The organism is Citrobacter freundii complex sp. 2024EL-00216 (assembly GCF_043945515.1).
Classification (GTDB): Bacteria; Pseudomonadota; Gammaproteobacteria; order Enterobacterales; family Enterobacteriaceae; genus Citrobacter; species Citrobacter portucalensis.
The window spans coordinates 341,136-363,939 of sequence record NZ_JBIMRA010000001.1; the positions used below are offsets into that span (position 1 = coordinate 341,136).

22 protein-coding genes are annotated in these 22,804 nt (G+C 53.8%); 15 read left to right on the forward strand and 7 right to left on the reverse strand.

Annotated elements, in window-relative coordinates; all coding sequences use genetic code 11:
• Positions 1–4: 4 nt before the first annotated feature.
• Positions 5–748, reverse strand: coding sequence for a radiation resistance protein YbgI (gene ybgI / locus ACHHZ7_RS01745; RefSeq protein WP_003831390.1), 744 nt, complete (start codon positions 746–748; stop codon positions 5–7).
• A gap of 289 nt (positions 749–1,037) precedes the next feature.
• Here ybgI and dtpD point away from each other — a divergent pair, with 289 nt between their 5' ends.
• Positions 1,038–2,519, forward strand: a complete 1,482-nt coding sequence (dtpD, locus tag ACHHZ7_RS01750) for a dipeptide permease DtpD (protein ID WP_008784127.1) — start codon at positions 1,038–1,040, stop codon at positions 2,517–2,519.
• Positions 2,520–2,565: 46 nt separating this feature from the next.
• Here dtpD and ACHHZ7_RS01755 read toward each other — a convergent pair whose 3' ends face one another.
• From ACHHZ7_RS01755 to ACHHZ7_RS01770, 4 genes are all read right to left on the reverse strand, one after another.
• On the reverse strand, positions 2,566–3,468 hold the full coding sequence (locus ACHHZ7_RS01755; protein WP_020996544.1) for an Rpn family recombination-promoting nuclease/putative transposase: 903 nt from the start codon (positions 3,466–3,468) through the stop codon (positions 2,566–2,568).
• A gap of 161 nt (positions 3,469–3,629) precedes the next feature.
• Positions 3,630–5,048 (reverse strand): deoxyribodipyrimidine photo-lyase, encoded by a 1,419-nt coding sequence (gene phrB / locus ACHHZ7_RS01760; protein ID WP_057067721.1) that lies wholly within the window; start codon positions 5,046–5,048, stop codon positions 3,630–3,632.
• Between the two features lie 18 nt (positions 5,049–5,066).
• Positions 5,067–5,621 (reverse strand): DUF1722 domain-containing protein, encoded by a 555-nt coding sequence (locus ACHHZ7_RS01765; RefSeq protein WP_123969713.1) that lies wholly within the window; start codon positions 5,619–5,621, stop codon positions 5,067–5,069.
• Positions 5,622–5,718: 97 nt separating this feature from the next.
• Complete coding sequence (locus ACHHZ7_RS01770; RefSeq protein WP_003022870.1) at positions 5,719–5,925, reverse strand: YbfA family protein; 207 nt, start codon at positions 5,923–5,925, stop codon at positions 5,719–5,721.
• Between the two features lie 308 nt (positions 5,926–6,233).
• Between ACHHZ7_RS01770 and kdpF the strand changes: the two genes are divergently transcribed.
• Genes kdpF through kdpE form a run of 6 tightly spaced genes read left to right on the forward strand, consistent with a single transcriptional unit; the run spans position 6,234 to position 14,015 of the window.
• Positions 6,234–6,323 carry a K(+)-transporting ATPase subunit F gene (gene kdpF / locus ACHHZ7_RS01775; RefSeq protein ID WP_001670793.1) on the forward strand — a complete coding sequence of 30 codons (90 nt, stop codon included), beginning with the start codon at positions 6,234–6,236 and terminating at the stop codon, positions 6,321–6,323.
• Positions 6,323–8,002 (forward strand): potassium-transporting ATPase subunit KdpA, encoded by a 1,680-nt coding sequence (gene kdpA / locus ACHHZ7_RS01780; RefSeq protein WP_060682569.1) that lies wholly within the window; start codon positions 6,323–6,325, stop codon positions 8,000–8,002. Before kdpF ends, kdpA begins: the two co-directional genes overlap by 1 nt.
• Before the next feature lie 20 nt (positions 8,003–8,022).
• Positions 8,023–10,071, forward strand: a complete 2,049-nt coding sequence (gene kdpB / locus ACHHZ7_RS01785) for a potassium-transporting ATPase subunit KdpB (RefSeq protein ID WP_060682570.1) — start codon at positions 8,023–8,025, stop codon at positions 10,069–10,071.
• A gap of 8 nt (positions 10,072–10,079) precedes the next feature.
• Positions 10,080–10,646 (forward strand): potassium-transporting ATPase subunit KdpC, encoded by a 567-nt coding sequence (gene kdpC, locus ACHHZ7_RS01790; protein ID WP_048235873.1) that lies wholly within the window; start codon positions 10,080–10,082, stop codon positions 10,644–10,646.
• A gap of 10 nt (positions 10,647–10,656) precedes the next feature.
• Complete coding sequence (gene kdpD / locus ACHHZ7_RS01795) at positions 10,657–13,341, forward strand: two-component system sensor histidine kinase KdpD (RefSeq protein WP_032942706.1); 2,685 nt, start codon at positions 10,657–10,659, stop codon at positions 13,339–13,341.
• The gene (gene kdpE, locus ACHHZ7_RS01800) at positions 13,338–14,015 is read left to right on the forward strand and encodes a two-component system response regulator KdpE (protein WP_048226088.1); all 678 of its coding nucleotides are present in this window, start codon (positions 13,338–13,340) and stop codon (positions 14,013–14,015) included. Before kdpD ends, kdpE begins: the two co-directional genes overlap by 4 nt.
• Positions 14,016–14,104: 89 nt before the next feature.
• Here the strand turns inward: kdpE and pgm are convergent, their stop codons facing one another.
• The gene (gene pgm / locus ACHHZ7_RS01805) at positions 14,105–15,745 is read right to left on the reverse strand and encodes a phosphoglucomutase (alpha-D-glucose-1,6-bisphosphate-dependent) (protein ID WP_008784117.1); all 1,641 of its coding nucleotides are present in this window, start codon (positions 15,743–15,745) and stop codon (positions 14,105–14,107) included.
• A gap of 24 nt (positions 15,746–15,769) precedes the next feature.
• Positions 15,770–16,312, reverse strand: coding sequence for a replication initiation negative regulator SeqA (gene seqA / locus ACHHZ7_RS01810; protein WP_048214679.1), 543 nt, complete (start codon positions 16,310–16,312; stop codon positions 15,770–15,772).
• Positions 16,313–16,506: 194 nt separating this feature from the next.
• On the opposite strand from seqA, the gene ybfF reads away from it, so the two are divergent.
• From ybfF to tcuB, 8 genes are all read left to right on the forward strand, one after another.
• Positions 16,507–17,280 (forward strand): esterase, encoded by a 774-nt coding sequence (gene ybfF / locus ACHHZ7_RS01815; RefSeq protein WP_060683746.1) that lies wholly within the window; start codon positions 16,507–16,509, stop codon positions 17,278–17,280.
• Positions 17,281–17,408: 128 nt separating this feature from the next.
• On the forward strand, positions 17,409–17,696 hold the full coding sequence (gene ybfE, locus ACHHZ7_RS01820) for a LexA regulated protein (RefSeq protein ID WP_003831362.1): 288 nt from the start codon (positions 17,409–17,411) through the stop codon (positions 17,694–17,696).
• Between the two features lie 155 nt (positions 17,697–17,851).
• Positions 17,852–18,382 carry a flavodoxin FldA gene (gene fldA, locus ACHHZ7_RS01825; protein WP_003022839.1) on the forward strand — a complete coding sequence of 177 codons (531 nt, stop codon included), beginning with the start codon at positions 17,852–17,854 and terminating at the stop codon, positions 18,380–18,382.
• Between the two features lie 210 nt (positions 18,383–18,592).
• Positions 18,593–18,679, forward strand: coding sequence for a ryhB-regulated fur leader peptide (locus ACHHZ7_RS01830; protein ID WP_100247215.1), 87 nt, complete (start codon positions 18,593–18,595; stop codon positions 18,677–18,679).
• Positions 18,672–19,118, forward strand: coding sequence for a ferric iron uptake transcriptional regulator (fur, locus tag ACHHZ7_RS01835; protein ID WP_003022836.1), 447 nt, complete (start codon positions 18,672–18,674; stop codon positions 19,116–19,118). The genes ACHHZ7_RS01830 and fur overlap by 8 nt, the downstream gene beginning before the upstream one ends.
• Before the next feature lie 127 nt (positions 19,119–19,245).
• Complete coding sequence (gene tcuR / locus ACHHZ7_RS01840; RefSeq protein WP_060682571.1) at positions 19,246–20,172, forward strand: tricarballylate utilization LysR family transcriptional regulator TcuR; 927 nt, start codon at positions 19,246–19,248, stop codon at positions 20,170–20,172.
• A 97-nt stretch (positions 20,173–20,269) separates the two neighbouring features.
• Positions 20,270–21,673, forward strand: coding sequence for an FAD-dependent tricarballylate dehydrogenase TcuA (gene tcuA, locus ACHHZ7_RS01845; RefSeq protein WP_060682572.1), 1,404 nt, complete (start codon positions 20,270–20,272; stop codon positions 21,671–21,673).
• Positions 21,660–22,799 carry a tricarballylate utilization 4Fe-4S protein TcuB gene (tcuB, locus tag ACHHZ7_RS01850; protein WP_060682573.1) on the forward strand — a complete coding sequence of 380 codons (1,140 nt, stop codon included), beginning with the start codon at positions 21,660–21,662 and terminating at the stop codon, positions 22,797–22,799. Before tcuA ends, tcuB begins: the two co-directional genes overlap by 14 nt.
• The last annotated feature ends 5 nt before the right edge of the window (positions 22,800–22,804 follow it).

The window sequence follows — 22,804 nt, forward strand, 5'->3', positions numbered from 1 at the left end:
TTTATTACGCTGGATTAGGAATATCGATAAAGGTTACGTCCAGATCGGTATTTTCATTCAGCCATTCGCTTAATGCTCGAATGCCGCCGCGTTCGGTCGCATGGTGACCGGCAGCATAAAAATGCAGCCCCTGCTCGCGGGCTGAGTGAATGGTTTGCTCAGAGACTTCACCGGTAATAAAGGCGTCGACACCAAATCGGGCTGCGCTATCAATAAAACTTTGACCGCCCCCGGTACACCAGGCAACGCGCTGAACTTTCTCCGGCCCGGTATCACCGCACCATAACGGTTTACGGCCTAAACGCGCTTCAATCCACGATGCCAGCTCCAGCCCCGGTACCGGCATGGAGAGTTCTCCCCATGGCACCAGCGGTTCAATTTCCCCCATCACGGTGATTCCCAACAGCGCGGCCAACTGCGCGTTATTCCCCAATTCCGGGTGAGCATCCAGCGGCAAGTGCCAGCCATACAAGTTGATATCATTTTCTAACAGCGTTTTCAGACGATTGCGCTTCATGCCGCGAATAACCGGAGATTCGCCTTTCCAGAAATAGCCGTGGTGAACAATAACCGCATCCGCTTGCTGGCGTACCGCCTCGTCCAGCAATGCCTGGCTTGCAGTCACACCGGTCACGATTTTATGCACCGTCTCTTTGCCCTCAACCTGCAAACCATTCGGCGCATAATCGCTAATGGCGGCGCTGTTTAGTTTGTCGTTGATCAGTTGTTCCAGTTCGGTGTTTTTCATCATCGTCCTCGTAGTCATCATTTCTGCCTGCCCAATCAGCAACACAGCTTAGGTTAAAATAGCGTCCCCACCTGCGTTCGTCGATAGCCATTTCACTGACACATAAAGAAACAATCACACCCGCTTTGAACGTGATTTGCTTACCACTACGCGATCTAATTCATGTATATTTATGCAATCAGACAGCATATTGCAAAAATAATCAGATCTGTATCAAAGTTACAACTTTAAGGAAACACACTCGCGCAGCACGTTCAGCCAGTCGCGAGGCATTTACTTCGAGAAAATAATGAATAAACAAGCATCTCAACCACGGGCGATTTACTACGTCGTCGCGCTACAAATCTGGGAATACTTCAGTTTTTACGGCATGCGTGCGCTGCTGATCCTGTATCTCACTAACCAGCTTAAGTACGACGATAATCACGCATATGAACTGTTCAGCGCCTACTGCTCGCTGGTCTATGTCACCCCTATTCTCGGGGGATACCTGGCCGATAAAGTGCTCGGCAATCGAATGGCGGTGATGATCGGCGCATTTTTAATGGCGGTGGGACATCTGGTATTAGGTGCCAGTGAAATGGCTCCGGCGTTCCTCTATTTGTCGCTGGCGATAATTGTCTGCGGTTACGGTCTGTTTAAATCAAATATCAGTTGCCTGCTGGGCGAGTTATATCAACCTGAAGACCCGCGTCGCGACGGTGGATTCTCTCTGCTCTACGCCGCCGGTAACATCGGTTCGATCATCGCACCAATTGCCTGCGGATACGTGCAGGAAGAGTACAGTTGGGCGATGGGCTTTGCGCTGGCTGCCATCGGCATGCTGGCAGGGCTGGTGATTTTCTTATGTGGAAATCGCCATTTCGCCCACACCACCGGCGTCAACAAGGCCGTTCTGTGTGCTAAAACCTTTATTCTGCCAAACTGGGCCTGGCTGTTAGTTCTGCTAGTTACCACACCGCTGCTGATTACCGTGCTGTTCTGGAAAGAGTGGTCCGTTTACGCACTGATTGTTGCCACTGTTATTGGTCTGGCAGTTCTGGCGAAGATTTATCGCCAGGCACAGACGCAGAAACAGCGCAAAGAGCTGGGGCTTATCGTCACACTGACCTTCTTTAGCCTGTTGTTTTGGGCCTTTGCTCAACAGGGCGGCAGTTCGATCAGCCTGTATATCGACCGCTTCGTTAACCGCGATATTCTGGGGTATTCCGTCCCTACCGCGATGTTCCAGTCGGTTAACGCTTTTGCCGTTATGCTGTGCGGTATCGTACTGGCGTGGGTAGTCAAAGAAAGCGTAAGTGGCAATCGTACCGTACGTATCTGGGGTAAATTTGCCCTTGGCCTCGGCTTAATGAGCGCTGGATTCTGTATTCTAACCTTGAGCGCTCGCTGGTCCGCTGCTTACGGCCACTCTTCCATGCCGCTGATGGTACTTGGGTTAGCGGTCATGGGCTTTGCCGAACTGTTTATCGATCCGGTGGCAATGTCACAAATTACGCGTATTGAGATCCCTGGTGTTACCGGCGTATTAACCGGCATTTATATGCTGCTTTCCGGTGCCATCGCCAACTACCTGGCTGGTGTTATCGCCGATCAGACCTCGCAAGGTTCGTTTGATGCTGCGGGCGCTATCAACTACTCCATCAATGCATACATTGATGTCTTTAGTGAAATTACCTGGGGCGCGCTGGCCTGTGTGGTGCTGGTGCTGCTGATTTGGCTGTACCAGTCGCTTAAGTTCAGAAACCGTTCACTGGCGGTAGAATCCTGAGTGTAGGGGCCCGATGATGTAATCTGATTCGGGCTTTTTTCAGGAATTACGCATGGCTGGCAGTCAACTCCTCTTCAGAAAGACCTGTAACCAGAAGCACCATGTTGCGATCTATTCCCTGCTCCAACATAGTTTGCGCTATACGTAATGCGGCTTCTCGTTTGCCTCGCTGCAACCCTTCCTGTAATCCATCTAAGCGTAACCGCTCGGCAATCGTCATCAGCTTCTCCTTATGTTGGGGGATCCGTTGCGCCATCTCTTGTATAAATTCATTAAAGCGAGATTCATCGCCGGATTGCAGGATGTAATTAAACATCGCCTGTAGTTGCGTGTCATTAGCGCACCCTGTAAGTAACAGCGTGGCCAGTTGATCTACCAGCCCCATCAAATCCCGCTGACGGATATGTTTTTGCATTAGTTCCAGCAGTGCCATTCGCCTGTGAGCCATGATTTCGTCATCGGGCACCACTGTGATATCCACCAATGGAAATGCGCTGGCATAAAGTTGCCGTGCCGTTACAGGATCGGTAAACGCATCAAGCCAGCACAGTGAGTACGGATACGGACTTCGACAGCCATGATAAAACAGCATGGGTATCACAATCGGCAGTTCTTTGTGCCCGGCATCCAAATGACGCTGCATCGCCGCTATTGCGTAACGCAGCAGACGAAAAGCCATATGCGGATCGGCTGAACTCTGGTGTTCTATAACCACGTATACATAACCTTCACCATCGTGCGTATGCACAGACCAGAGCACGTCGGAGTAGCGGGTACGTAAATCCGCTTCAATAAAGCTTTCTGACTCCAGCTTCAGCGTATTTAAATCGCAAAGCGTTTGCAGATCTGCGGGTAGATGAATTTCGAGGAAGTCCCGAGCTGTTTCTGGATGATGTAAAAACGTTTTAAATACCGCATCGTGCGGTGTAGATGTCGTTGGTGTTGTCATCAAATTCCGTCACCTGAATGAAGATGACGGCACTTTACTGCTGGCGGAAAACATCTTCATCAAGGCATTAGCAGCCTTGCGTACACGCTTCAGCGCTAAATGCCCCCCACTGCAACATATTCATTCTGCTGGAAGGTATTACGCAGAAATCCGCTGCGCGCTTATCCCTTACGCGCCGCCTCATATGCCGCCAGCGTCGCCAGCCTCGCCTGTTTATGATCCACAATCGGGCGAGGATAACTCAGTGTTACCTGCGCTTTTTCAGCCCACGACCACGGTTCATGAATGGCTTTACCCGGCACGTCGCGCAGTTCCGGCACCCACTGGCGGATAAACTCACCGTCACGGTCGAATTTTTCGCCCTGCGTCGTGGGGTTAAAGATACGGAAATACGGTGCGGCGTCGGTTCCGGTTGAGGCTGCCCACTGCCAGCCGCCGTTATTGGCCGCCAGGTCGCCATCGATCAGTTGCGACATGAAATATTGTTCGCCTTTACGCCAGTCGATCAGCAGGTCTTTCACTAAAAAACTGGCGGTAATCATTCGTAAACGATTATGCATCCAGCCCGTGGCGTTGAGCTGACGCATGGCCGCGTCCACAATGGGGTAGCCCGTATTCCCTGTTTTCCAGGCCTGCAAATGCGTCGGATTATTCTGCCATTGCACGCGATCGGTCCAGCGAATAAAAGGTTGATACCGACACAGCGCCGGATGGTAAGTCATCAGATGACGATAAAATTCGCGCCAGATAAGCTCATTCAACCAAACGCTGCCTGCCCCATCCTCAAGCGCCTGCGGCTGCTCCACGAGCAGTCGATTCAGGCACTGGCGCGGCGATAGCCCTCCTGTCGCCAGGCTCGCGGATAATCGACTGGTTCCATCAATCGCCGGAAAGTCACGCAGTTGTTCATATTCTCCGGCGGCCTGCTGGCAAAAATGGCGTAACTGCGCGATGGCCAATTTTTCTTCTGCCGGAAATTGCTGCGAATCAAAATCCTGCTGCGGGTAGCTCAGCGTGATGGATGTTAATGGAGAGTCAAGAGCACCGCTTTCTCTCACCTTCGGCGCACTGACACATTCTGGGATCCCGTCTTTTATCCGCTTCAGCCAGGCATTTTTAAACGGCGTAAAGACTTTATACATCTCGTGATTACCGGTCATGACCGCCCCCGGAGGCAGGATCACGCTGTCGTCAAACCCTTCGCACACCACCTGAGGTATTGACTTTTCAACGGCAGCATCACGCTGGCGTTCGTTTATTTCATATTGATAGTTATAAAATATTCGACTGACGCCATGCTGTACGCAGACGTTTTTGACGGTTTCCACACTGGTCGCAAAATCACCGACTTCATGAAACAGAAGCGGGATGCCCTTTTCTGCCAGCGCCGTTTGCAACGCGTTCAACTGCGCGTTAACCAATGCCGCCTGACGTGGGGCCATATCATGCGCCTTCCACTGTTCAGGCGTGGAGATATAGAGCGCGAGTACATGTGCAGAACGATCCCGACAAGCCGCCGCCAGCGCGAGATTGTCATGCAGGCGTAAATCACGCCGAAACCAGACCAGATGCGTGGTCATAACACTCCCTGATAAAAATTAATCATTGCCCTGTAAACGCCAAATCGCAGGCCAGAGTTCAAAATAACGTTGCCCGGACAACCATGTGTTCGGGTGCTCAACCATATAGTGTTTGAGAAGCATTAAGGGTGCAAGTAGCGGCTGCGCCTCGCGTCGATAGTTATCGATTATCGAAGTCAATTCCTGACGTTGACGCAGATCGAGCTGATTACGGAAATAGCCCTGTACGTGCATCAATACATTGGTATGGTTACGCCGGGTAGCAGGATTTAATAACAGATGGGTCAATCGTAGGCGATACTCGGTAAAAAAAGCATCGAGATCTTGCCATTCATGGATTGCGGCAACGAAGGGGCCAAGCTCCCGATACTCTGGCTGGGAATGCGCCAGTAGTACTAGTTTGTAACGGGTATGATAGTCAATTAATGCGCCCCGCGTTAATTTTCGCTGACGCAGGCGGTGCAATTCATGCAAAGCGTAAACACGTATTAATGTATTTTCGTCGAACTGAGGTGCCTCACTCGCTTCTGTGGTCAGACAGGTGCGGATACCAACAGGAATTCTCGTGCTCATCGCCACTCCTTATCCGTTACTCAGATAAGTGTAGACGTCGGCGTATAAAAAAACCGCCACATTGCTGTTGGCGGTTTTCTTGAACAATAACGACAACTTAATAGAAGTCGCAGGTGGCTTTTTCAGCCTGCTCCATCCACACCGGTTTATCACTGGTTTTGGACCAGACGCGGTGCAGATAGCTGTAAAAACGGGCGCGGTCTTTCCAGAACAACATGACCGGCAGCGCCAGCACGCCCGCCACAACGGCAAAGGTACGGCGCAAGAAAACAATGTGTGCTGGATATTCTTTATAAAAGTCCATAATCCTCTCCCATATATCTGTTCGGTGAATCGCACCGGAAAAATAAAGTTGGTTAACTGATGAAAATAATACCGCCTTGTGTGTAATTTTGCTACTCATCCGACCACTTATTTTTATCTATTGATGCTCCGTTTAGCTAAAAACCGTAATTAAGTTACATAAAAGTTAAATTAATACTAATCATTAGTTAAGTAATGGTCTTTGCCATTTTTATACTTTTTTTACACCCCTCCCACTGATTTTTGCGAAATCTTTGCAAGCAAAAATCTACGCTCTGGTTATCACATTTATGCCACTGGAGGTGCACCGTGAGTGCAGGCGTGATAACCGGCATTGTGCTGGTCTTTTTATTATTAGGTTATCTGGTGTATGCCCTGATTAATGCGGAGGCGTTCTGATGGCGGCCCAAGGATTTTTACTCATTGCCAGTTTCTTGCTGGTACTGTTTATCATCGCCAGACCGCTGGGTTTTGGCTTGGCTCGGCTGATCAATAATACGTCCCTGCCGGGCCTGGCTGGCGTGGAACATCTGCTCTGGCGCGGTCTGGGCATCTCGCAGCAGGAGATGAACTGGCGGCAGTATCTGTTGGCGATCCTCGTGCTCAATGTGCTGGGTTTGCTGGTCCTGTTTTCAATGCTGATGGCGCAAAACCTGCTGCCGCTAAATCCGCAACAGCTACCTGGGCTTTCGTGGGATTTGGCGCTCAACACAGCGGTGAGTTTTGTCACTAATACCAACTGGCAATCCTATGCTGGCGAAACCACCTTAAGCTACTTCAGCCAAATGGTCGGGCTGACCGTGCAGAACTTCCTGTCAGCGGCAACCGGGATTGCGGTGATTTTTGCCCTGGCCCGTGCCTTTACTCGCCAGAGCATGAACACGCTGGGCAATGCCTGGGTCGATCTGGTTCGCATTACATTGTGGATCCTGCTCCCAATTGCATTGCTCATTGCGTTGTTCTTCATTCAGCAAGGTGTGCTGCAAAACGTGTTGCCCTATCAGCCCATTACTACCCTTGAAGGGGTGAAACAGCTGCTGCCGATGGGGCCCGTCGCCTCACAGGAAGCGATTAAGATGCTTGGCACTAACGGGGGCGGGTTCTTTAACGCTAACTCATCACATCCGTTTGAAAACCCTACCGCGTTGACCAATCTGGTACAGATGCTGGCCATTTTCTTAATTCCTACCGCGCTGTGTTTTGCCTTTGGTGATGTGGTTGGCGATCGTCGCCAGGGGCGGACCCTGCTGTGGGCCATGTCGCTGATATTTGTAGTCTGCGTAGCCGTGGTGATGTGGGCCGAAGTTCAAGGCAACCCGCACCTGATGGCATTCGGTGCAGACAGTAATATCAACATGGAAGGCAAAGAAAGCCGCTTTGGCGTGCTGGCTACGAGTCTTTTTTCCGTCGTGACGACAGCGGCATCTTGCGGCGCTGTCGATGCGATGCATGACTCCTTCACCGCGCTGGGCGGGATGGTGCCGATGTGGCTAATGCAGATTGGCGAAGTGGTCTTCGGTGGTGTCGGTTCGGGCCTGTACGGCATGCTGCTGTTCGTGTTGTTGGCGGTGTTTATCGCGGGCCTGATGATTGGTCGCACGCCGGAATATCTGGGTAAGAAAATAGACGTGCGTGAAATGAAAATGACCGCACTGGCGATTCTGGTCACCCCTGCGCTGGTCCTGCTCGGTACGGCGATAGCGATGATGAGCGACGCCGGACGCAGCGCCATGCTCAATCCTGGTCCACATGGCTTTAGTGAGGTGTTGTACGCCGTATCGTCTGCCGCGAACAACAACGGCAGTGCCTTCGCCGGATTAAGCGCCAACAGCCCGTTCTGGAACTGTCTGCTGGCCCTGTGCATGTTCTTCGGCCGTTTCGGCGTGATCATTCCCGTGATGGCAATTGCCGGATCGCTGGTCAGTAAAAAGATCCAGCCAGCAAGTCCAGGCACGCTGCCTACTCACGGTGCACTGTTTGTCGGGTTGTTAATCGGTACGGTGTTACTGGTTGGCGCCCTCACCTTTGTTCCTGCCCTGGCGCTTGGCCCGGTCGCAGAATACCTGTCATTACACTGAGTGATGCGGAGCACATGACTATGAGTCGCAAGCAACTGGCGCTGTTCGAACCCTCTCTGGTCGCACAGGCGCTGATGGACGCCGTGAAAAAATTAAGCCCACATACCCAGTGGCGCAATCCGGTGATGTTTATCGTCTGGCTGGGCAGTCTGCTGACAACCCTGTTAACGTTGGCAATGGCCACAGGCCATATGCAAGGCAATCCGTGGTTTACCGGCGCGATAAGTCTGTGGCTGTGGGTCACCGTTCTGTTCGCCAACTTTGCCGAAGCGCTGGCGGAAGGACGCAGTAAGGCTCAGGCTAACAGTCTGAAAGGAGTGAAAAAAACCGCATTTGCTCGCAAACTCCGCGAACCGAAATACGGTGCCGCCATGGATCACGTTCCGGCGGAGGATTTGCGCAAAGGAGATATCGTGTTAGTAGAAGCGGGCGATATTATCCCGTGTGACGGCGAGGTCATCGAAGGTGGCGCATCGGTAGATGAAAGCGCCATTACCGGTGAATCCGCGCCGGTCATTCGTGAATCCGGAGGTGATTTCGCCTCCGTCACCGGCGGGACCCGCATCCTCTCCGACTGGCTGGTGATTGAATGTAGCGTAAACCCTGGTGAAACGTTCCTCGACCGGATGATCGCCATGGTTGAAGGCGCGCAGCGGCGTAAAACGCCGAATGAAATCGCCCTGACGATCCTGTTGATAGCCCTGACCATCGTTTTTCTGCTGGCGACCGCCACGCTGTGGCCATTTTCCGCCTGGGGTGGTAGCGCGGTTAGCGTCACGGTACTGGTTGCCCTGCTGGTGTGTCTGATCCCCACCACCATCGGCGGGCTACTCTCCGCAATTGGCGTCGCCGGGATGAGCCGCATGCTGGGCGCGAACGTCATCGCCACCAGCGGACGTGCAGTAGAAGCTGCGGGTGACGTGGACGTACTGCTGCTGGACAAAACCGGCACCATTACGCTGGGTAACCGCCAGGCTTCAGATTTCCTGCCCGCCCAGGGCGTGGACGAAAAAACGCTGGCCGACGCCGCGCAGCTTTCATCACTTGCCGATGAAACCCCAGAAGGCCGCAGCATCGTGATTCTGGCTAAACAGCGCTTTAATCTGCGTATTCGCGACGTGCAATCGCTACACGCCACCTTTGTACCGTTTACCGCCCAAAGTCGGATGAGCGGGATCAACATCGACAACCGCATGATCCGCAAAGGGTCGGTCGATGCTATTCGTCGTCACGTCGAGGCCAACGGCGGCCAGTTCCCTGCCGACGTGGAGCAGAAGGTCGAAAACGTCGCACGCCTTGGCGCTACGCCGCTGGTGGTTGCCGAAGGCTCCCGCGTGCTGGGCGTGATTGCCCTGAAAGATATCGTAAAAGGCGGAATCAAGGAACGTTTTGCCCAACTGCGTAAAATGGGCATCAAAACGGTGATGATCACCGGCGATAACCGCCTGACCGCTGCCGCGATTGCGGCAGAAGCCGGGGTAGATGACTTCTTAGCTGAAGCCACGCCGGAAGCCAAGCTGGCGCTGATTCGTCAGTATCAGGCGGAAGGTCGTCTGGTGGCGATGACCGGCGACGGAACCAATGACGCCCCGGCGCTGGCGCAAGCCGACGTGGCAGTCGCCATGAACTCCGGGACCCAGGCGGCGAAGGAAGCAGGCAACATGGTGGATCTCGACTCTAACCCCACCAAGCTGATTGAGGTGGTGCACATTGGTAAACAGATGCTGATGACGCGTGGTTCGCTGACCACCTTCAGTATCGCCAACGACGTGGCGAAGTATTTCGCCATTATCCCGGCCGCGTTCGCCGCCACCTACCCGCAGCTCAATGCGCTTAACGTGATGGGTCTGCATTCGCCGGATTCGGCGATCCTCAGCGCGGTTATCTTTAATGCGCTGGTTATCGTCTTTCTGATCCCGCTGGCGCTTAAAGGCGTGAGCTACAAACCGTTATCCGCATCCGCAATGCTGCGCCGTAATTTGTGGATCTATGGTCTGGGTGGTCTGGTTGTGCCGTTTATCGGTATCAAAGCAATTGATTTACTGCTGACCCTGCTGGGTCTGGTGTGAGGTTTCAGATGAGTGGATTACGTCCTGCATTATCAACATTGATTTTCCTGATGCTTATCACCGGCGGGGCTTACCCGTTGTTGACCACCGCGTTGGGGCAGTGGTGGTTTCCCCACCAGGCTAACGGTTCGCTTCTACGCGAAGGTCAAGTCGTTCGCGGCTCTGCGCTCATTGGGCAACATTTTACCGCGGCCGGTTATTTTCAGGGACGTCCGTCAGCTACAGCAGAAATGCCCTATAATCCAATGGCTTCAGGCGGCAGTAACCTGGCAGCCAGCAACCCGGAACTGGATAAACAGCTGCAAAGCCGGATAGCCGCGCTGCGTGCCGCCAACCCGCAGGCAAATCCTGTCGTTCCGGTAGAGCTGGTAACGGCTTCTGCCAGCGGGCTGGATAACAATCTGACACCCGCCGCGGTGGCCTGGCAAATCCCCCGCGTGGCGCAGGCTCGCAACCTCAGCATTGAAGAGGTCACGCGCCTGGTTGCACAATACACGCAAAAGCCGTTGGTCAGTTTTATCGGCCAGCCGGTGGTGAACCTGGTGGAACTTAATTTAGCGCTGGATAAGCACTGAGAAAAAGGACATGCATAACGAACCCTTACGCCCCGACCCCGATCGCCTGCTGGAGCAGACCGCTGCCCCGCACCGCGGAAAACTGAAAATTTTCTTCGGCGCGTGTGCAGGCGTCGGTAAAACCTGGGCCATGCTGGCAGAGGCCCAGCGGCTGCGGGCGCAGGGGTTAGATGTGCTGATTGGCGTGGTGGAAACCCACGGACGCAAAGAGACCGCCGCGTTGCTGGACGGTCTCAGCATCCTGCCGCTAAAGAGACAGGCGCGCCATGGCCGTCATATTAGCGAGTTCGATCTCGACGCGGCGCTGGCCCGCCGTCCGGCGCTCATTTTGATGGATGAACTGGCGCACAGTAATGCGCCTGGCTCACGCCACCCTAAGCGTTGGCAAGATATTGAAGAACTGCTCGAAGCCGGTATTGACGTTTTTACTACCGTCAACGTGCAGCATCTGGAAAGCCTCAATGATGTGGTCAGCGGCGTCACCGGCATTCAGGTTCGCGAAACCGTCCCCGATCCTTTTTTCGATGCCGCCGACGATGTGGTGCTGGTCGATCTTCCCCCCGACGATTTGCGCCAACGCCTGAACGAAGGCAAGGTCTATATCGCCGGTCAGGCGGAAAGAGCCATCGAGCATTTCTTTCGCAAAGGGAACTTGATCGCGCTACGTGAGCTGGCCCTGCGCCGCACGGCCGATCGGGTTGACGATCAGATGCGTGCCTGGCGAGGGCGTCCGGGGGAAGAAAAAGTCTGGCATACCCGTGACGCCATTTTACTGTGTATTGGACACAATACCGGCAGCGAAAAGCTGGTGCGTGCAGCCGCGCGTCTGGCAGCGCGCCTCGGCAGCGTCTGGCATGCAGTGTATGTCGAAACGCCAGCGCTGCACCGACTGCCCGAAAAACAGCGCCGGGCAATCCTAAGCGCTCTGCGGTTAGCCCAGGAGCTGGGTGCAGAAACCGCCACCCTTTCCGATCCCGCTGAAGACAAGGCGGTAATCCGCTACGCCCGTGAGCATAATCTGGGAAAAATTGTCCTCGGACGTCCGACTACACGACGCTGGTGGCGCAGTGATTCCTTTGCTGACAAACTGGCCCATCGCGCACCGGATCTCGACCTGATGATTGTTGCGCTCGATGAGCCACCTTCGCGCCCTGTGCTACAAACTGCAGATAACCGCACCTTTAAGGATAAATGGCGGGTACAAATTCAGGGTTGTGTGGTTGCCGTCGCGCTGTGCGCCATCATTACGTTGATTGCCATGCAGTGGTTGATGGCCTTTGACGCCGCCAACCTGGTGATGATCTATTTATTGGGCGTGGTGGTTATCGCCCTCTTTTACGGACGCTGGCCGTCGGTGCTGGCAACTTTTATTAACGTCGCCAGCTTCGATCTCTTCTTTATTGCTCCGCGCGGCACGCTGGCCGTTTCCGATGTCCAGTACCTGCTTACCTTCGCCGTGATGCTAACGGTAGGGCTGGTAATCGGTAATCTTACCGCCGGAGTGCGTTATCAGGCGCGGGTGGCCCGTTATCGTGAACAACGTACGCGCCATTTGTATGAGATGTCAAAAGCGCTGGCCGTTGGGCGTAGTCAGCAAGATATTGCCGCCACCAGCGAACAGTTTATTGCCTCAACGTTCCAGGCCCGCAGCCAGGTTTTACTGCCCGGTGAGAACGGTAAGCTGGCCCCTCTCACCCATCAACAGGGCATGACGCCGTGGGATGATGCCATTGCCCAATGGAGCTTTGATAAAGGGCAACCGGCTGGCGCAGGTACTGACACGTTGCCAGGTGTGCCGTATCAAATTTTACCGTTAAAAAGTGCTGACAAAACGCATGGGCTGCTGGTTGTGGAACCAGGAAATTTACGCCAGTTGATGATCCCCGAACAGCAACGCCTGCTGGAAACTTTTACTTTACTGGTCGCCAGTGCGCTGGAGCGTCTGACGCTGACTGCCAGCGAAGAGCAAGCCCGGTTTGCCAGCGAGCGCGAAAGCATTCGCAACGCGCTGCTCGCCGCCCTTTCCCACGATTTACGTACGCCGCTAACGGTGCTGTTTGGTCAGGCAGAGATCTTAACGTTGGATCTGGCAAGCGAAGGATCGCCGCACGCGCGCCAGGCCAGTGAGATTCGCCAGCACGTCCTGAATACGACCCGACTGGTTAATAACCTGCTGGATATGGCGCGAATTCAGTCTGGCGGCTTTAATCTTAAGAAGGAGTGGTTAACACTGGAAGAGGTGGTCGGCAGCGCCCTGCAGATGCTGGAGCCAGGACTCTCTGCTCCTATTAATTTGTCGCTACCAGCACCGTTGACGCTGATCCACGTCGATGGCCCACTCTTTGAACGGGTGCTGATTAATCTGCTGGAAAACGCCGTTAAATACGCAGGTCCAGCGGCGCAAATCGGTATTGATGCCAGCGTCGATGGCGAGCACCTGCAACTGGACGTCTGGGATAATGGTCCCGGCATTCCATCGGGTATGGAGCAGCGAGTTTTTGACAAGTTTTCCCGGGGAAACAAAGAGTCATCGGTACCGGGCGTTGGGCTGGGGCTGGCAATCTGTCAGGCCATTGTGGACGTGCACGGCGGTACGATTTCCGTCCACAATCGCGCACAGGGAGGAGCATGTTTCCGTGTTACACTGCCCCAGGAAATCCCCCCTGAACTTGAAGATTTTCATGAGGATATGTGACGAACGTACTGATTGTTGAAGATGAACAGGCTATCCGTCGCTTTCTGCGCACCGCGCTGGAAGCCGATGGTCTGCGTGTATATGAAGCGGAAACGCTGCAACGTGGTCTGCTGGAAGCCGCCACGCGAAAACCCGATCTCATCATTCTCGATCTCGGTCTGCCGGACGGTGACGGCATTGATTTTATTCGTGACCTACGACAATGGAGCGCGATACCGGTAATTGTGCTCTCAGCCCGCAGCGAAGAAAGCGATAAAATCGCTGCCCTGGATGCCGGTGCCGATGACTATCTCAGTAAACCCTTTGGTATTGGCGAGCTACAGGCGCGATTACGCGTGGCATTGCGCCGCCACGCCAGCGGCGCGTCTCCCGAGCCGGTGGTGCATTTTTCCAACGTAAAAGTAGATATCGCCGCCCGCCTCGTACATCGTGGTGATGAAGAGATTCATCTGACGCCGATTGAGTTTCGCCTGTTAGCGGTACTGCTGAATAATGCCGGAAAGGTACTAACGCAACGCCAGTTGCTAAATCAGGTTTGGGGACCGAACGCCGTCGAACACAGTCACTATCTGCGAATTTACATGGGACACCTGCGCCAGAAGCTGGAACAGGACCCGGCGCGTCCGCGTCATTTTCTGACCGAAACCGGGATTGGCTATCGGTTTATGCCGTGAATCTAAGCCGAATAAAAAAAAGCCGGATCAGCGCAAAGCTATCCGGCTTTTTAATTCATGCCGGATAGCGACGCTATCCGGCCTACGGTTTACGCGTTTTTCAGCACTTCGCTGACGATCTCAACCGCTTCTTTTTCGATCTGCTTGCGGTGTTCTTCACCGAGGAAGCTCTCGCAATAGATTTTATAAGCGTCTTCGGTGCCGGACGGACGAGCGGCAAACCAGCCGTTGTCAGTCATCACTTTCAGACCGCCGATAGAAGCACCGTTGCCCGGTGCCGCCGTCAGACGTGCGGTGATCGGGTCGCCCGCCAGCGTGCTGGCACTCACCATTTCCGGAGACAGCTTAGACAGCGCCGCTTTCTGTGCAGAGGTCGCACTTGCCTGCAGGCGGTTGTAGCTCGGCGCACCAAAGCGGGCAGCCAGTTCGTTGTAGTGCTCCTGCGGATTCTTACCGGTCACTGCGGTAATTTCTGCCGCCAACAGGCACATGATGATGCCGTCTTTGTCGGTCGACCACGGTGTACCGTCGAAACGCAGGAAAGATGCCCCCGCGCTCTCTTCACCACCAAAGCCAAAGCTGCCGTCGAACAGACCGTCAACAAACCATTTAAAGCCAACCGGCACTTCGACCAGTTTACGCCCTAAATCATTCACCACGCGGTCAATCATCGCCGAGGACACCAGCGTCTTACCAACGGCAACGTCTTTGCCCCACTGCGGACGATGCTGGAACAGGTAGTTGATCGCCACCGCCAGATAGTGGTTCGGATTCATCAGCCCTGCCGGGGTGACGATACCGTGACGGTCGTAGTCTGGGTCGTTGGCAAAGGCCAGATCGAACTTGTCGCGCAGCGCCAGCAGGCCCGCCATCGCGCACTCGGAGGAGCAGTCCATGCGGATTGCGCCATCTTTGTCGAGATGCATAAAGCGGAAAGTCTGATCAACGTGATCGTTAACGATAGTCAGGTTCAGGTTGTAGTGCTTAGCAATACGCTTCCAGTATTCGATACCGGAACCGCCCAGCGGATCGACACCCAGCGTCAGACCCGCTTTTTGGATCGCCGCCATGTCGACGATGTCAGCCAGTCCTTCAACAAACGGCTGAACCAGATCCTGCTCTGTTACATGACCAGATGCCAGCGCAGCGTCCAGCGACATGCGCTTCACGCCTTGCAGACCGTCAGCCAGCAGCGCGTTGGCTCTGTCTTCCACCACTTTGGTGACGTTGGTATCTGCCGGACCACCGTTTGGCGGGTTATATTTAATGCCGCCATCTTCCGGCGGGTTGTGGGACGGCGTGATCACAATGCCGTCAGCCAGCGGGCCGCCTTTTTTGTTGTGGACCAGGATAGCATTCGACACAGCAGGGGTTGGCGTAAAGCCGTTATTTTCCTGCACGATGACGTCAACGCCGTTCGCCGCCAGCACTTCCAGTACAGAGATAAAAGCCGGTTCAGACAGCGCGTGGGTATCCTTGCCCACATAGCACGGGCCAGTAATCCCGTTTTTCGCACGTTCTTCAGCAATCGCCTGAGCGATAGCCAGAATATGCGGCTCGTTAAAACTATGACGACCTGCACTGCCACGATGTCCGGACGTACCGAACTTAACGGCGTGCTCAGCGTTCCCTGCTGTTGGTTTCAGTACATAGTACTGTGCCGTCAGTTGGGCGACGTTAATCAAATCACTCTGTTGCGCAGGTTGACCTGCACGGTTGTGGATTGCCATTGCCTGGTCCTTCTAATGCAAGGATTAAATTGTTCCGCAAACCTTTTCAATCAATTCCGCAGGGAATTGCATTGACTGCATGATGTGTTCAACCATGCTGCATTTACGGCCGGTATTGGTGTTGGTGATCACCCAGTACGGCGTGCCTGGCACGTGTTTCGGTTTGGTTTGATTACCATTTTTCAGCAGCGTCTGTTCATCCGCTGCAAAATAAACGCGCGTACGGCCATGCAACGATTCCGTTGCTTCGGCGAACGCGTTTTGATCCAGTGAATAGAGTGTAGACAGCACCAGCATAAAGCGATTTACTGCTTTCTTCTGTTCCGCGTATTCGTCGGACAGCAGCAGTTCACGCATCGCGCGCACTTTATCTTTTACGGGGTTAACCGGCTTAGCTTCCACGACAGGTTGCACAGCGCGGACTTCTTTGACTACCGGAGTGACAGGCTGTGATGCGGCGGAAAATTTCAACATACGCCGTAAAATGTCGGATGCGCTCTCGCCAATATGCTTGGTGTGGCTGGCAATATAGCTATAGAGTTCATCATCAACTTCAATCGTTTTCATCTTAATCCAGTGCAGTGTTTAGCTGAATACAAGTTGTCGGGGTAAACACACGTAGTGTAAAGGCAAATCCCAACAGCGGATAGCGTCAAGCCTGGTGGCCAGCAAAACTCAGAGTAACCGTAGTTGTTGCAGCCATGTGGCAGAATGGTCAACATGATACCCTAACCCGTGAGTGTGAAAAAAAGAACTTTGCCATGAAATTGAATATCCGAGCGCAATCTGCGCAAAACCTGCACAATAATTCTCCCATCGTCCTGGTTCACGGCCTGTTTGGCAGTCTGGATAACCTGGGGATCCTGGCGCGCGATCTGGTGGTCGATCACGATATCATCCAGGTCGATATGCGAAATCATGGCCTCTCCCCTCGTTCCCCTGAGATGAATTATCCGGCCATGGCGCAAGATTTGCTGGATACGCTGGACGCTCAGCAAATAGAAAAGGCGACCTTTATTGGTCACTCGATGGGGGGAAAAGCCGTCATGGCGTTAACCGCGCTGGCTCCTGATCGTATCGATCGACTGGTGGCCATTGATATTGCGCCGGTCGACTATCATGTTCGCCGTCACGATGCGATCTTTACCGCTATTAATGCCGTAACCGATGCCCAGGCCACTTCGCGTCAGCAGGCGGCCGGCGTCATGCGTCAACATCTGCATGAAGAAGGCGTAATCCAGTTTCTGCTGAAATCTTTCGTCGACGGCGAGTGGCGTTTTAACGTTCCCGTGCTGTGGGATCAGTATCCTCATATCGTCGGTTGGGAAACCATTCCTGCATGGGAGCACCCGGCGCTGTTTATCCCTGGCGGCAACTCACCGTATGTTACCGAAGCGTATCGCGAACAACTGCTGGCGCAATTCCCACAGGCTCGGGCGCATGTTATTGCTGGAGCCGGTCATTGGGTGCATGCGGAAAAACCGGAGGCGGTGCTGCGCGCCATCCGTCGTTATCTGAACGAACAGGCTAACTGATTAAAAACTCAGCGTCTGCGCGCGATTACGCGCGTGGGCGTTGGCGTGTCACCCCTGCTGATGTATTATGGCGCGCTATCCATCCGGGCAGACGCCTGGCTGATTGTTTCCCCGAAGTCACCAAGATCATGGCCAAAGAACAAACGGACCGTACGACATTAGATCTGTTCGCGCAGGAGCGTCGCCCGGGACGACCCAAAACTAATCCGCTCTCGCGTGATGAACAGTTACGTATTAATAAACGTAATCAGCTTAAGCGTGACAAAGTTCGCGGGCTTAAGCGTGTCGAACTGAAACTGAACGCTGATGCCGTTGACGCTCTGAACGAGCTGGCTGAGGCGCGCAACATGAGTCGCAGTGAACTCATCGAAGAGATGCTGATGACCCAACTCAGCACATTGCGCGGTCAGGCATAGTCTGAATTTCTGCTCTAAATCATAAATCGTGTAGCACAGAGTGCAGTCCTGCGTGTTTGCTGTTTCCGCATGCCTGACTGTTCTGCTATGATTGCCCTTATCCGTGGGCAATGCGCCACCACCATTTCAATAAGTTTCAAGAGGTTATTTTACTCATGGCAATCACTGGCATCTTTTTCGGCAGCGACACCGGTAATACCGAAAACATCGCAAAAATGATTCAAAAACAGCTTGGTAAAGACGTTGCCGATGTTCATGACATTGCAAAAAGCAGCAAAGAAGACCTCGAAGGTTATGACATTCTGCTGCTCGGCATCCCAACCTGGTACTACGGTGAAGCGCAGTGTGACTGGGACGACTTCTTCCCTACCCTCGAAGACATTGATTTTAATGGCAAACTGGTTGCATTGTTCGGCTGCGGCGACCAGGAAGATTACGCAGAATATTTCTGTGATGCGTTAGGGACCATTCGCGACATCATCGAACCGCGCGGCGCAACTATCGTTGGTCACTGGCCGACTGCGGGTTATCACTTTGAAGCGTCTAAAGGCCTGGCTGACGACGACCACTTTGTCGGTCTGGCTATCGATGAAGATCGCCAGCCAGAGCTGACAGCAGAACGCGTAGAAAAATGGGTTAAGCAGATCTCTGAAGAGCTGCACCTCGACGAAATCATTAATGCCTGATTTCGTGCGGCGCAGATTTCCATCTGCGCCGCATCAATAGATAAAACCAATCAAAATAATTGCTACAAATTTGTAACTTTTTCGTCTGACCCTGTACAATGGCTGGATGCCAATCGGGTGTTGCACAGTGTGTTTGTCGGCGATACCACGTTTTGATTAACAATATATGCCAGAGACTTGCAGTTTTCATTTAGCCATGGCAGTTCTATAATGATACGCATTATCTCAAGTGCAATTTCTGTCACTTCTGTTAATGAAGTGAATCGTTTAGCTACAGGACAGATTCCGCATGACTGACAACAATACCGCATTAAAGAAGGCTGGCCTGAAAGTAACGCTTCCTCGTTTAAAAATTCTGGAAGTTCTTCAGGAACCGGATAACCATCACGTCAGTGCGGAAGATTTATACAAACGCCTGATCGATATGGGTGAAGAGATTGGTCTGGCGACCGTGTATCGTGTGCTGAACCAGTTTGATGATGCCGGTATCGTGACCCGCCATAATTTTGAAGGCGGTAAATCCGTCTTCGAACTGACTCAACAGCATCACCACGATCACCTCATTTGCCTCGACTGCGGCAAAGTGGTCGAGTTCAGCGATGATTCCATCGAAGCGCGCCAGCGTGAGATTGCAGCTAAACATGGCATTCGTTTAACCAACCATAGTCTCTATCTCTACGGCCACTGCGCTGAAGGCGATTGCCGCGAAGATGAGCATGCCCACGACGGCAAATAATGTAATGCTTTTTGAAAAGCCAACCTTCCGGTTGGCTTTTTTTATGAGCATTACCTGCCCTTTTCCCCTTCCCTCCGCTCCTGTGTTGCTTTAATGTAAAATCAATTGCCCCTTCCGGAGAGTCGAAATGGAACTTCGCCAGCTACGCTATTTTGTGCGCATTGTAGAAACCGGCAGCATGGGTAGCGCGGCACTCGATCTCAATATAGGGGTTTCGGCACTCAGCCAGCAAATGTCGCGTCTGGAAAACGAACTCGCTATTCGCCTGCTGCAGCGCACCTCGCGAGGCGTGACGCCCACCAGCGCCGGACTGGCTTTTTACTCCCAGGCGCAGCTGGCGCTCCGTCACGCAGACGACGCGATCCTCGCCGCACGCGAGTCCCGGCTTTCCGGGCACGTCAGCGTCGGCATGGCTCCCAGTACCGCTTCCGTTCTCGGAATGCCGTTTATCAACGCCATGCGGGAAAGCTACAGTGATGTCCGTCTGCATGTGGTGGAAAGCCTCTCTGGCAATCTGGAGCGGATGATTAATACCCGCCAGATTGATCTGGCTGTCGTGTTTCAGAAAGAAAAGATCCTGCGCTGGAGCGCCATACCGATTCTCGAAGAGCGGCTGTTTTTGATTGGGACTCATGCCTTACTGGCTGATATTGCCGATGACAATATTGCTCCAGCCCAGCTGGCAAGTATCCCATTGATAATGCCAAGCCCGGGCCACGGTCTGCGCGGCAGGCTGGAAGCGATTTGTCAGGAACACGCGCTGAACATTGAGATCGCCACGGAAATTGATGGTCTGGCGCTACTCATGCGCGCCGTGCGCAGTGGCATTGGTGCCACTCTCCAGCCCGGCGCGGCAATTTCCCATCTCGATAAAGAGACGCTAAGAGTGATCGGCGTCCACAATCCAACACTTAGTCGCCCCAACTTTCTGGTGAGTCTCTCAGACGATGAGCTCACCCCGGCGGGCCTCGCTGCCCGCGTGGTACTGACGAAAGTGATGCATCAACTGGTGGAAGCAGGAAGCTGGCCTGGCGCCATCCTTTACAATAACTAAAGTACCGTTTAGCACCACGTCATAGCGCCCGCACAAGCCGTGCGTATACATTTCAATTACAAATTTAACAAATGGTTAAATGGTAATGGAGTATACGATGGTTGATGTTCTGGTGATTGGTGGTGGCAATGCCGCGTTATGCGCTGCCTTGTCTGCCCGCGAGCAAGGAGCTTCGGTACTCCTGCTCGAAGCGGCTCCCCGTGAATGGCGAGGGGGAAATTCCCAACACACGCGTAATCTGCGCTGTATGCATGATGCGCCGCAGGATGTGCTGGTGGAAAGCTATCCGGAAGAGGAGTTCTGGCAGGATCTGCGCCGCGTCACGGAAGGAAATACCAACGAAGCCCTGGCGCGTCTGGTGATCCGTACCTCTTCCCAATGCCGCGACTGGATGCGCCAGCACGGCGTTAACTTTCAGCCTCCTCTCTCTGGCGCTTTGCACGTGGCGCGTACCAACGCCTTTTTTATGGGGGGCGGAAAAGCCCTGGTGAATGCCTATTACCGCAGCGCAGAAAAGCTGGGCGTGCAAATCCGCTATGACACTCCCGTTCAGGCGCTTGAACTGCACAACGGCGAGTTCGTGGCGGCGCTGTCAGGCAACGAGCGTATCACAGCGAAATCCTGCGTGCTTGCCGCTGGCGGATTCGAATCTAACCGGGAGTGGCTGCGAGAAGCCTGGGGAGAGAACGAGCGCGGCGAGAGGCCAGCGGATAACTTCCTGATTCGCGGCACGCGTTTTAATCAGGGCGTACTGCTCAAATTTATGATGGATGCTGGCGCAGACATTATCGGCGATCCCTCCCAGTCACACTGTGTGGCAATTGATGCCAGAGCGCCATTATATGACGGCGGGATTTGCACCCGCGTGGACTGCGTTTCGCTCGGTATTGTGGTGAACCGGGACGCTGAGCGTTTTTATGATGAAGGTGAAGATTTCTGGCCCAAACGCTACGCCATCTGGGGACGTCTGGTCGCTCAACAGCCAGGACAGATTGGCTACTCCATCATCGACAGTAAAGCTATCGGACACTTCATGCCTCCGGTCTTTCCTGGCACGCAGGCCAATACGCTGGCTGAACTGGCCTTTCAGTTAGGACTGGATGCCGAACGCTTTACCCACACCGTGACAGAGTACAACAACGCCTGCCAGCCAGGTCAGTTCGACCATACCGTTCTGGATAACTGCGCCACTAAAGATTTGCTACCCGAGAAAACGCATTGGGCGCGACCGCTGGATCAACCGCCTTACTACGGCTACGCCCTGCGGCCAGGACTCACCTTCACTTATCTTGGGTTAAAAGTGAACGAACGCGCCGCTGTGCATTTTGCAGGGCTTCCAAGCCGTAACCTGTTCGTCGCCGGAGAGATGATGGCGGGTAACGTGCTGGGCAAGGGTTACACCGCAGGCGTGGGGATGTCGATCGGCACGACCTTTGGCCGCATTGCCGGAAAAGAAGCCGCGCTGGCTGCACGTAAGGAGACACGTCATGAAGCAGCTTGAGAAACTGATCATCGAAGCGCAAATTATCACCGAACCGGAAGCTGAAGTTGAACGCGTGATGCAGGTGTGTAACGCCTGCCGCTATTGCGAAGGCTTTTGCGCCGTGTTCCCGGCCATGACTCAGCGTCTGGAATTCGGTAAAGCGGATATCAATTATCTGGCAAACTTGTGCCATAACTGCGGCGCTTGCCTGCACGCGTGTCAGTATGCCCCGCCTCATGAATTTGCCATCAACGTGCCGAAGGCGATGGCGGAAGTCCGGCTCGAAACCTATCAGCATTACGCGCAGCCCGCCGCTTTTGGAGCGCTATATCGTCGCGCAGGCGTAACCGTGACGCTGGCGCTGGTATTCGGTCTGATCCTGTTTTTACTCCTCGCTATAGGCTTGAAAGGTTCACTATTCCATCCTCCGCTGGCCGGGGATTTCTATCAAATTTTCCCGCATAACCTGCTGGCCTGGATGTTTGGTTCGGTCTTTGTTCTGGCGATCGGTTTGCTGATGGCAGGAGTGATCCGCTTCTGGCGCGAGATTTCTCCGGGCATGCCGCGTTCCGCCGAGATTGCTGAAGCCTCGCACAATGCGCTGACGCTGAAGTATCTCGATGGAGGCCATGGCAAAGGTTGTAACGAAGCGGATGATGCTTTCACCCTGATGCGTCGCCGTTTCCACCACTTTACCTTCTATGGTTTTATGCTCTGCTTTGCCGCCACCGTGGTGGCAACGGGCTATCACTACTTTGCAGGCATAGAAGCACCCTACCCGTTCTTCAGCGTTCCGGTCATGCTGGGCACGTTGGGTGGCATTGGCCTGGTTGTCGGTCCGGCTGGCTTGCTATGGCTTAATCTCAGGCGCTCACCGCTACACGGCGACGCCCGGCAAAAACCGATGGATCGCGGTTTTATTTTGCTGCTGCTGCTGACCAGTCTGACCGGTCTGGCGCTGCTGGCGGGAAGAGATACCTCATGGATGGCTATTTTACTGGCCATTCATCTCGGCGTGGTCATGGCGCTTTTTCTGACCATTCCTTACGGAAAATTTGCCCACGGATTTTACCGCTGCGCAGCCTTACTCAAGTGGGCGATTGAGAAACGGCGCGGCAAACAGGCGGGAGTCTCAGGCGACTAACCCGC

Coding starts and splice junctions, on each gene's coding strand:
- fur (WP_003022836.1), top strand. CDS start 18,672: ATGACTGACAACAATACCGCATTAAAGAAGGCTGGCCTGAAAGTAACG.
- kdpA (WP_060682569.1), top strand. CDS start 6,323: ATGGCGGCCCAAGGATTTTTACTCATTGCCAGTTTCTTGCTGGTACTG.
- ybfF (WP_060683746.1), top strand. CDS start 16,507: ATGAAATTGAATATCCGAGCGCAATCTGCGCAAAACCTGCACAATAAT.
- tcuA (WP_060682572.1), top strand. CDS start 20,270: ATGGTTGATGTTCTGGTGATTGGTGGTGGCAATGCCGCGTTATGCGCT.
- ybgI (WP_003831390.1), bottom strand. CDS start 748: ATGAAAAACACCGAACTGGAACAACTGATCAACGACAAACTAAACAGC.
- dtpD (WP_008784127.1), top strand. CDS start 1,038: ATGAATAAACAAGCATCTCAACCACGGGCGATTTACTACGTCGTCGCG.
- ybfE (WP_003831362.1), top strand. CDS start 17,409: ATGGCCAAAGAACAAACGGACCGTACGACATTAGATCTGTTCGCGCAG.
- seqA (WP_048214679.1), bottom strand. CDS start 16,312: ATGAAAACGATTGAAGTTGATGATGAACTCTATAGCTATATTGCCAGC.
- fldA (WP_003022839.1), top strand. CDS start 17,852: ATGGCAATCACTGGCATCTTTTTCGGCAGCGACACCGGTAATACCGAA.
- kdpD (WP_032942706.1), top strand. CDS start 10,657: ATGCATAACGAACCCTTACGCCCCGACCCCGATCGCCTGCTGGAGCAG.
- ACHHZ7_RS01770 (WP_003022870.1), bottom strand. CDS start 5,925: ATGGACTTTTATAAAGAATATCCAGCACACATTGTTTTCTTGCGCCGT.
- kdpB (WP_060682570.1), top strand. CDS start 8,023: ATGAGTCGCAAGCAACTGGCGCTGTTCGAACCCTCTCTGGTCGCACAG.
- pgm (WP_008784117.1), bottom strand. CDS start 15,745: ATGGCAATCCACAACCGTGCAGGTCAACCTGCGCAACAGAGTGATTTG.
- tcuB (WP_060682573.1), top strand. CDS start 21,660: ATGAAGCAGCTTGAGAAACTGATCATCGAAGCGCAAATTATCACCGAA.
- ACHHZ7_RS01755 (WP_020996544.1), bottom strand. CDS start 3,468: ATGACAACACCAACGACATCTACACCGCACGATGCGGTATTTAAAACG.
- ACHHZ7_RS01765 (WP_123969713.1), bottom strand. CDS start 5,621: ATGAGCACGAGAATTCCTGTTGGTATCCGCACCTGTCTGACCACAGAA.
- ACHHZ7_RS01830 (WP_100247215.1), top strand. CDS start 18,593: ATGATACGCATTATCTCAAGTGCAATTTCTGTCACTTCTGTTAATGAA.
- phrB (WP_057067721.1), bottom strand. CDS start 5,048: ATGACCACGCATCTGGTCTGGTTTCGGCGTGATTTACGCCTGCATGAC.
- tcuR (WP_060682571.1), top strand. CDS start 19,246: ATGGAACTTCGCCAGCTACGCTATTTTGTGCGCATTGTAGAAACCGGC.
- kdpC (WP_048235873.1), top strand. CDS start 10,080: ATGAGTGGATTACGTCCTGCATTATCAACATTGATTTTCCTGATGCTT.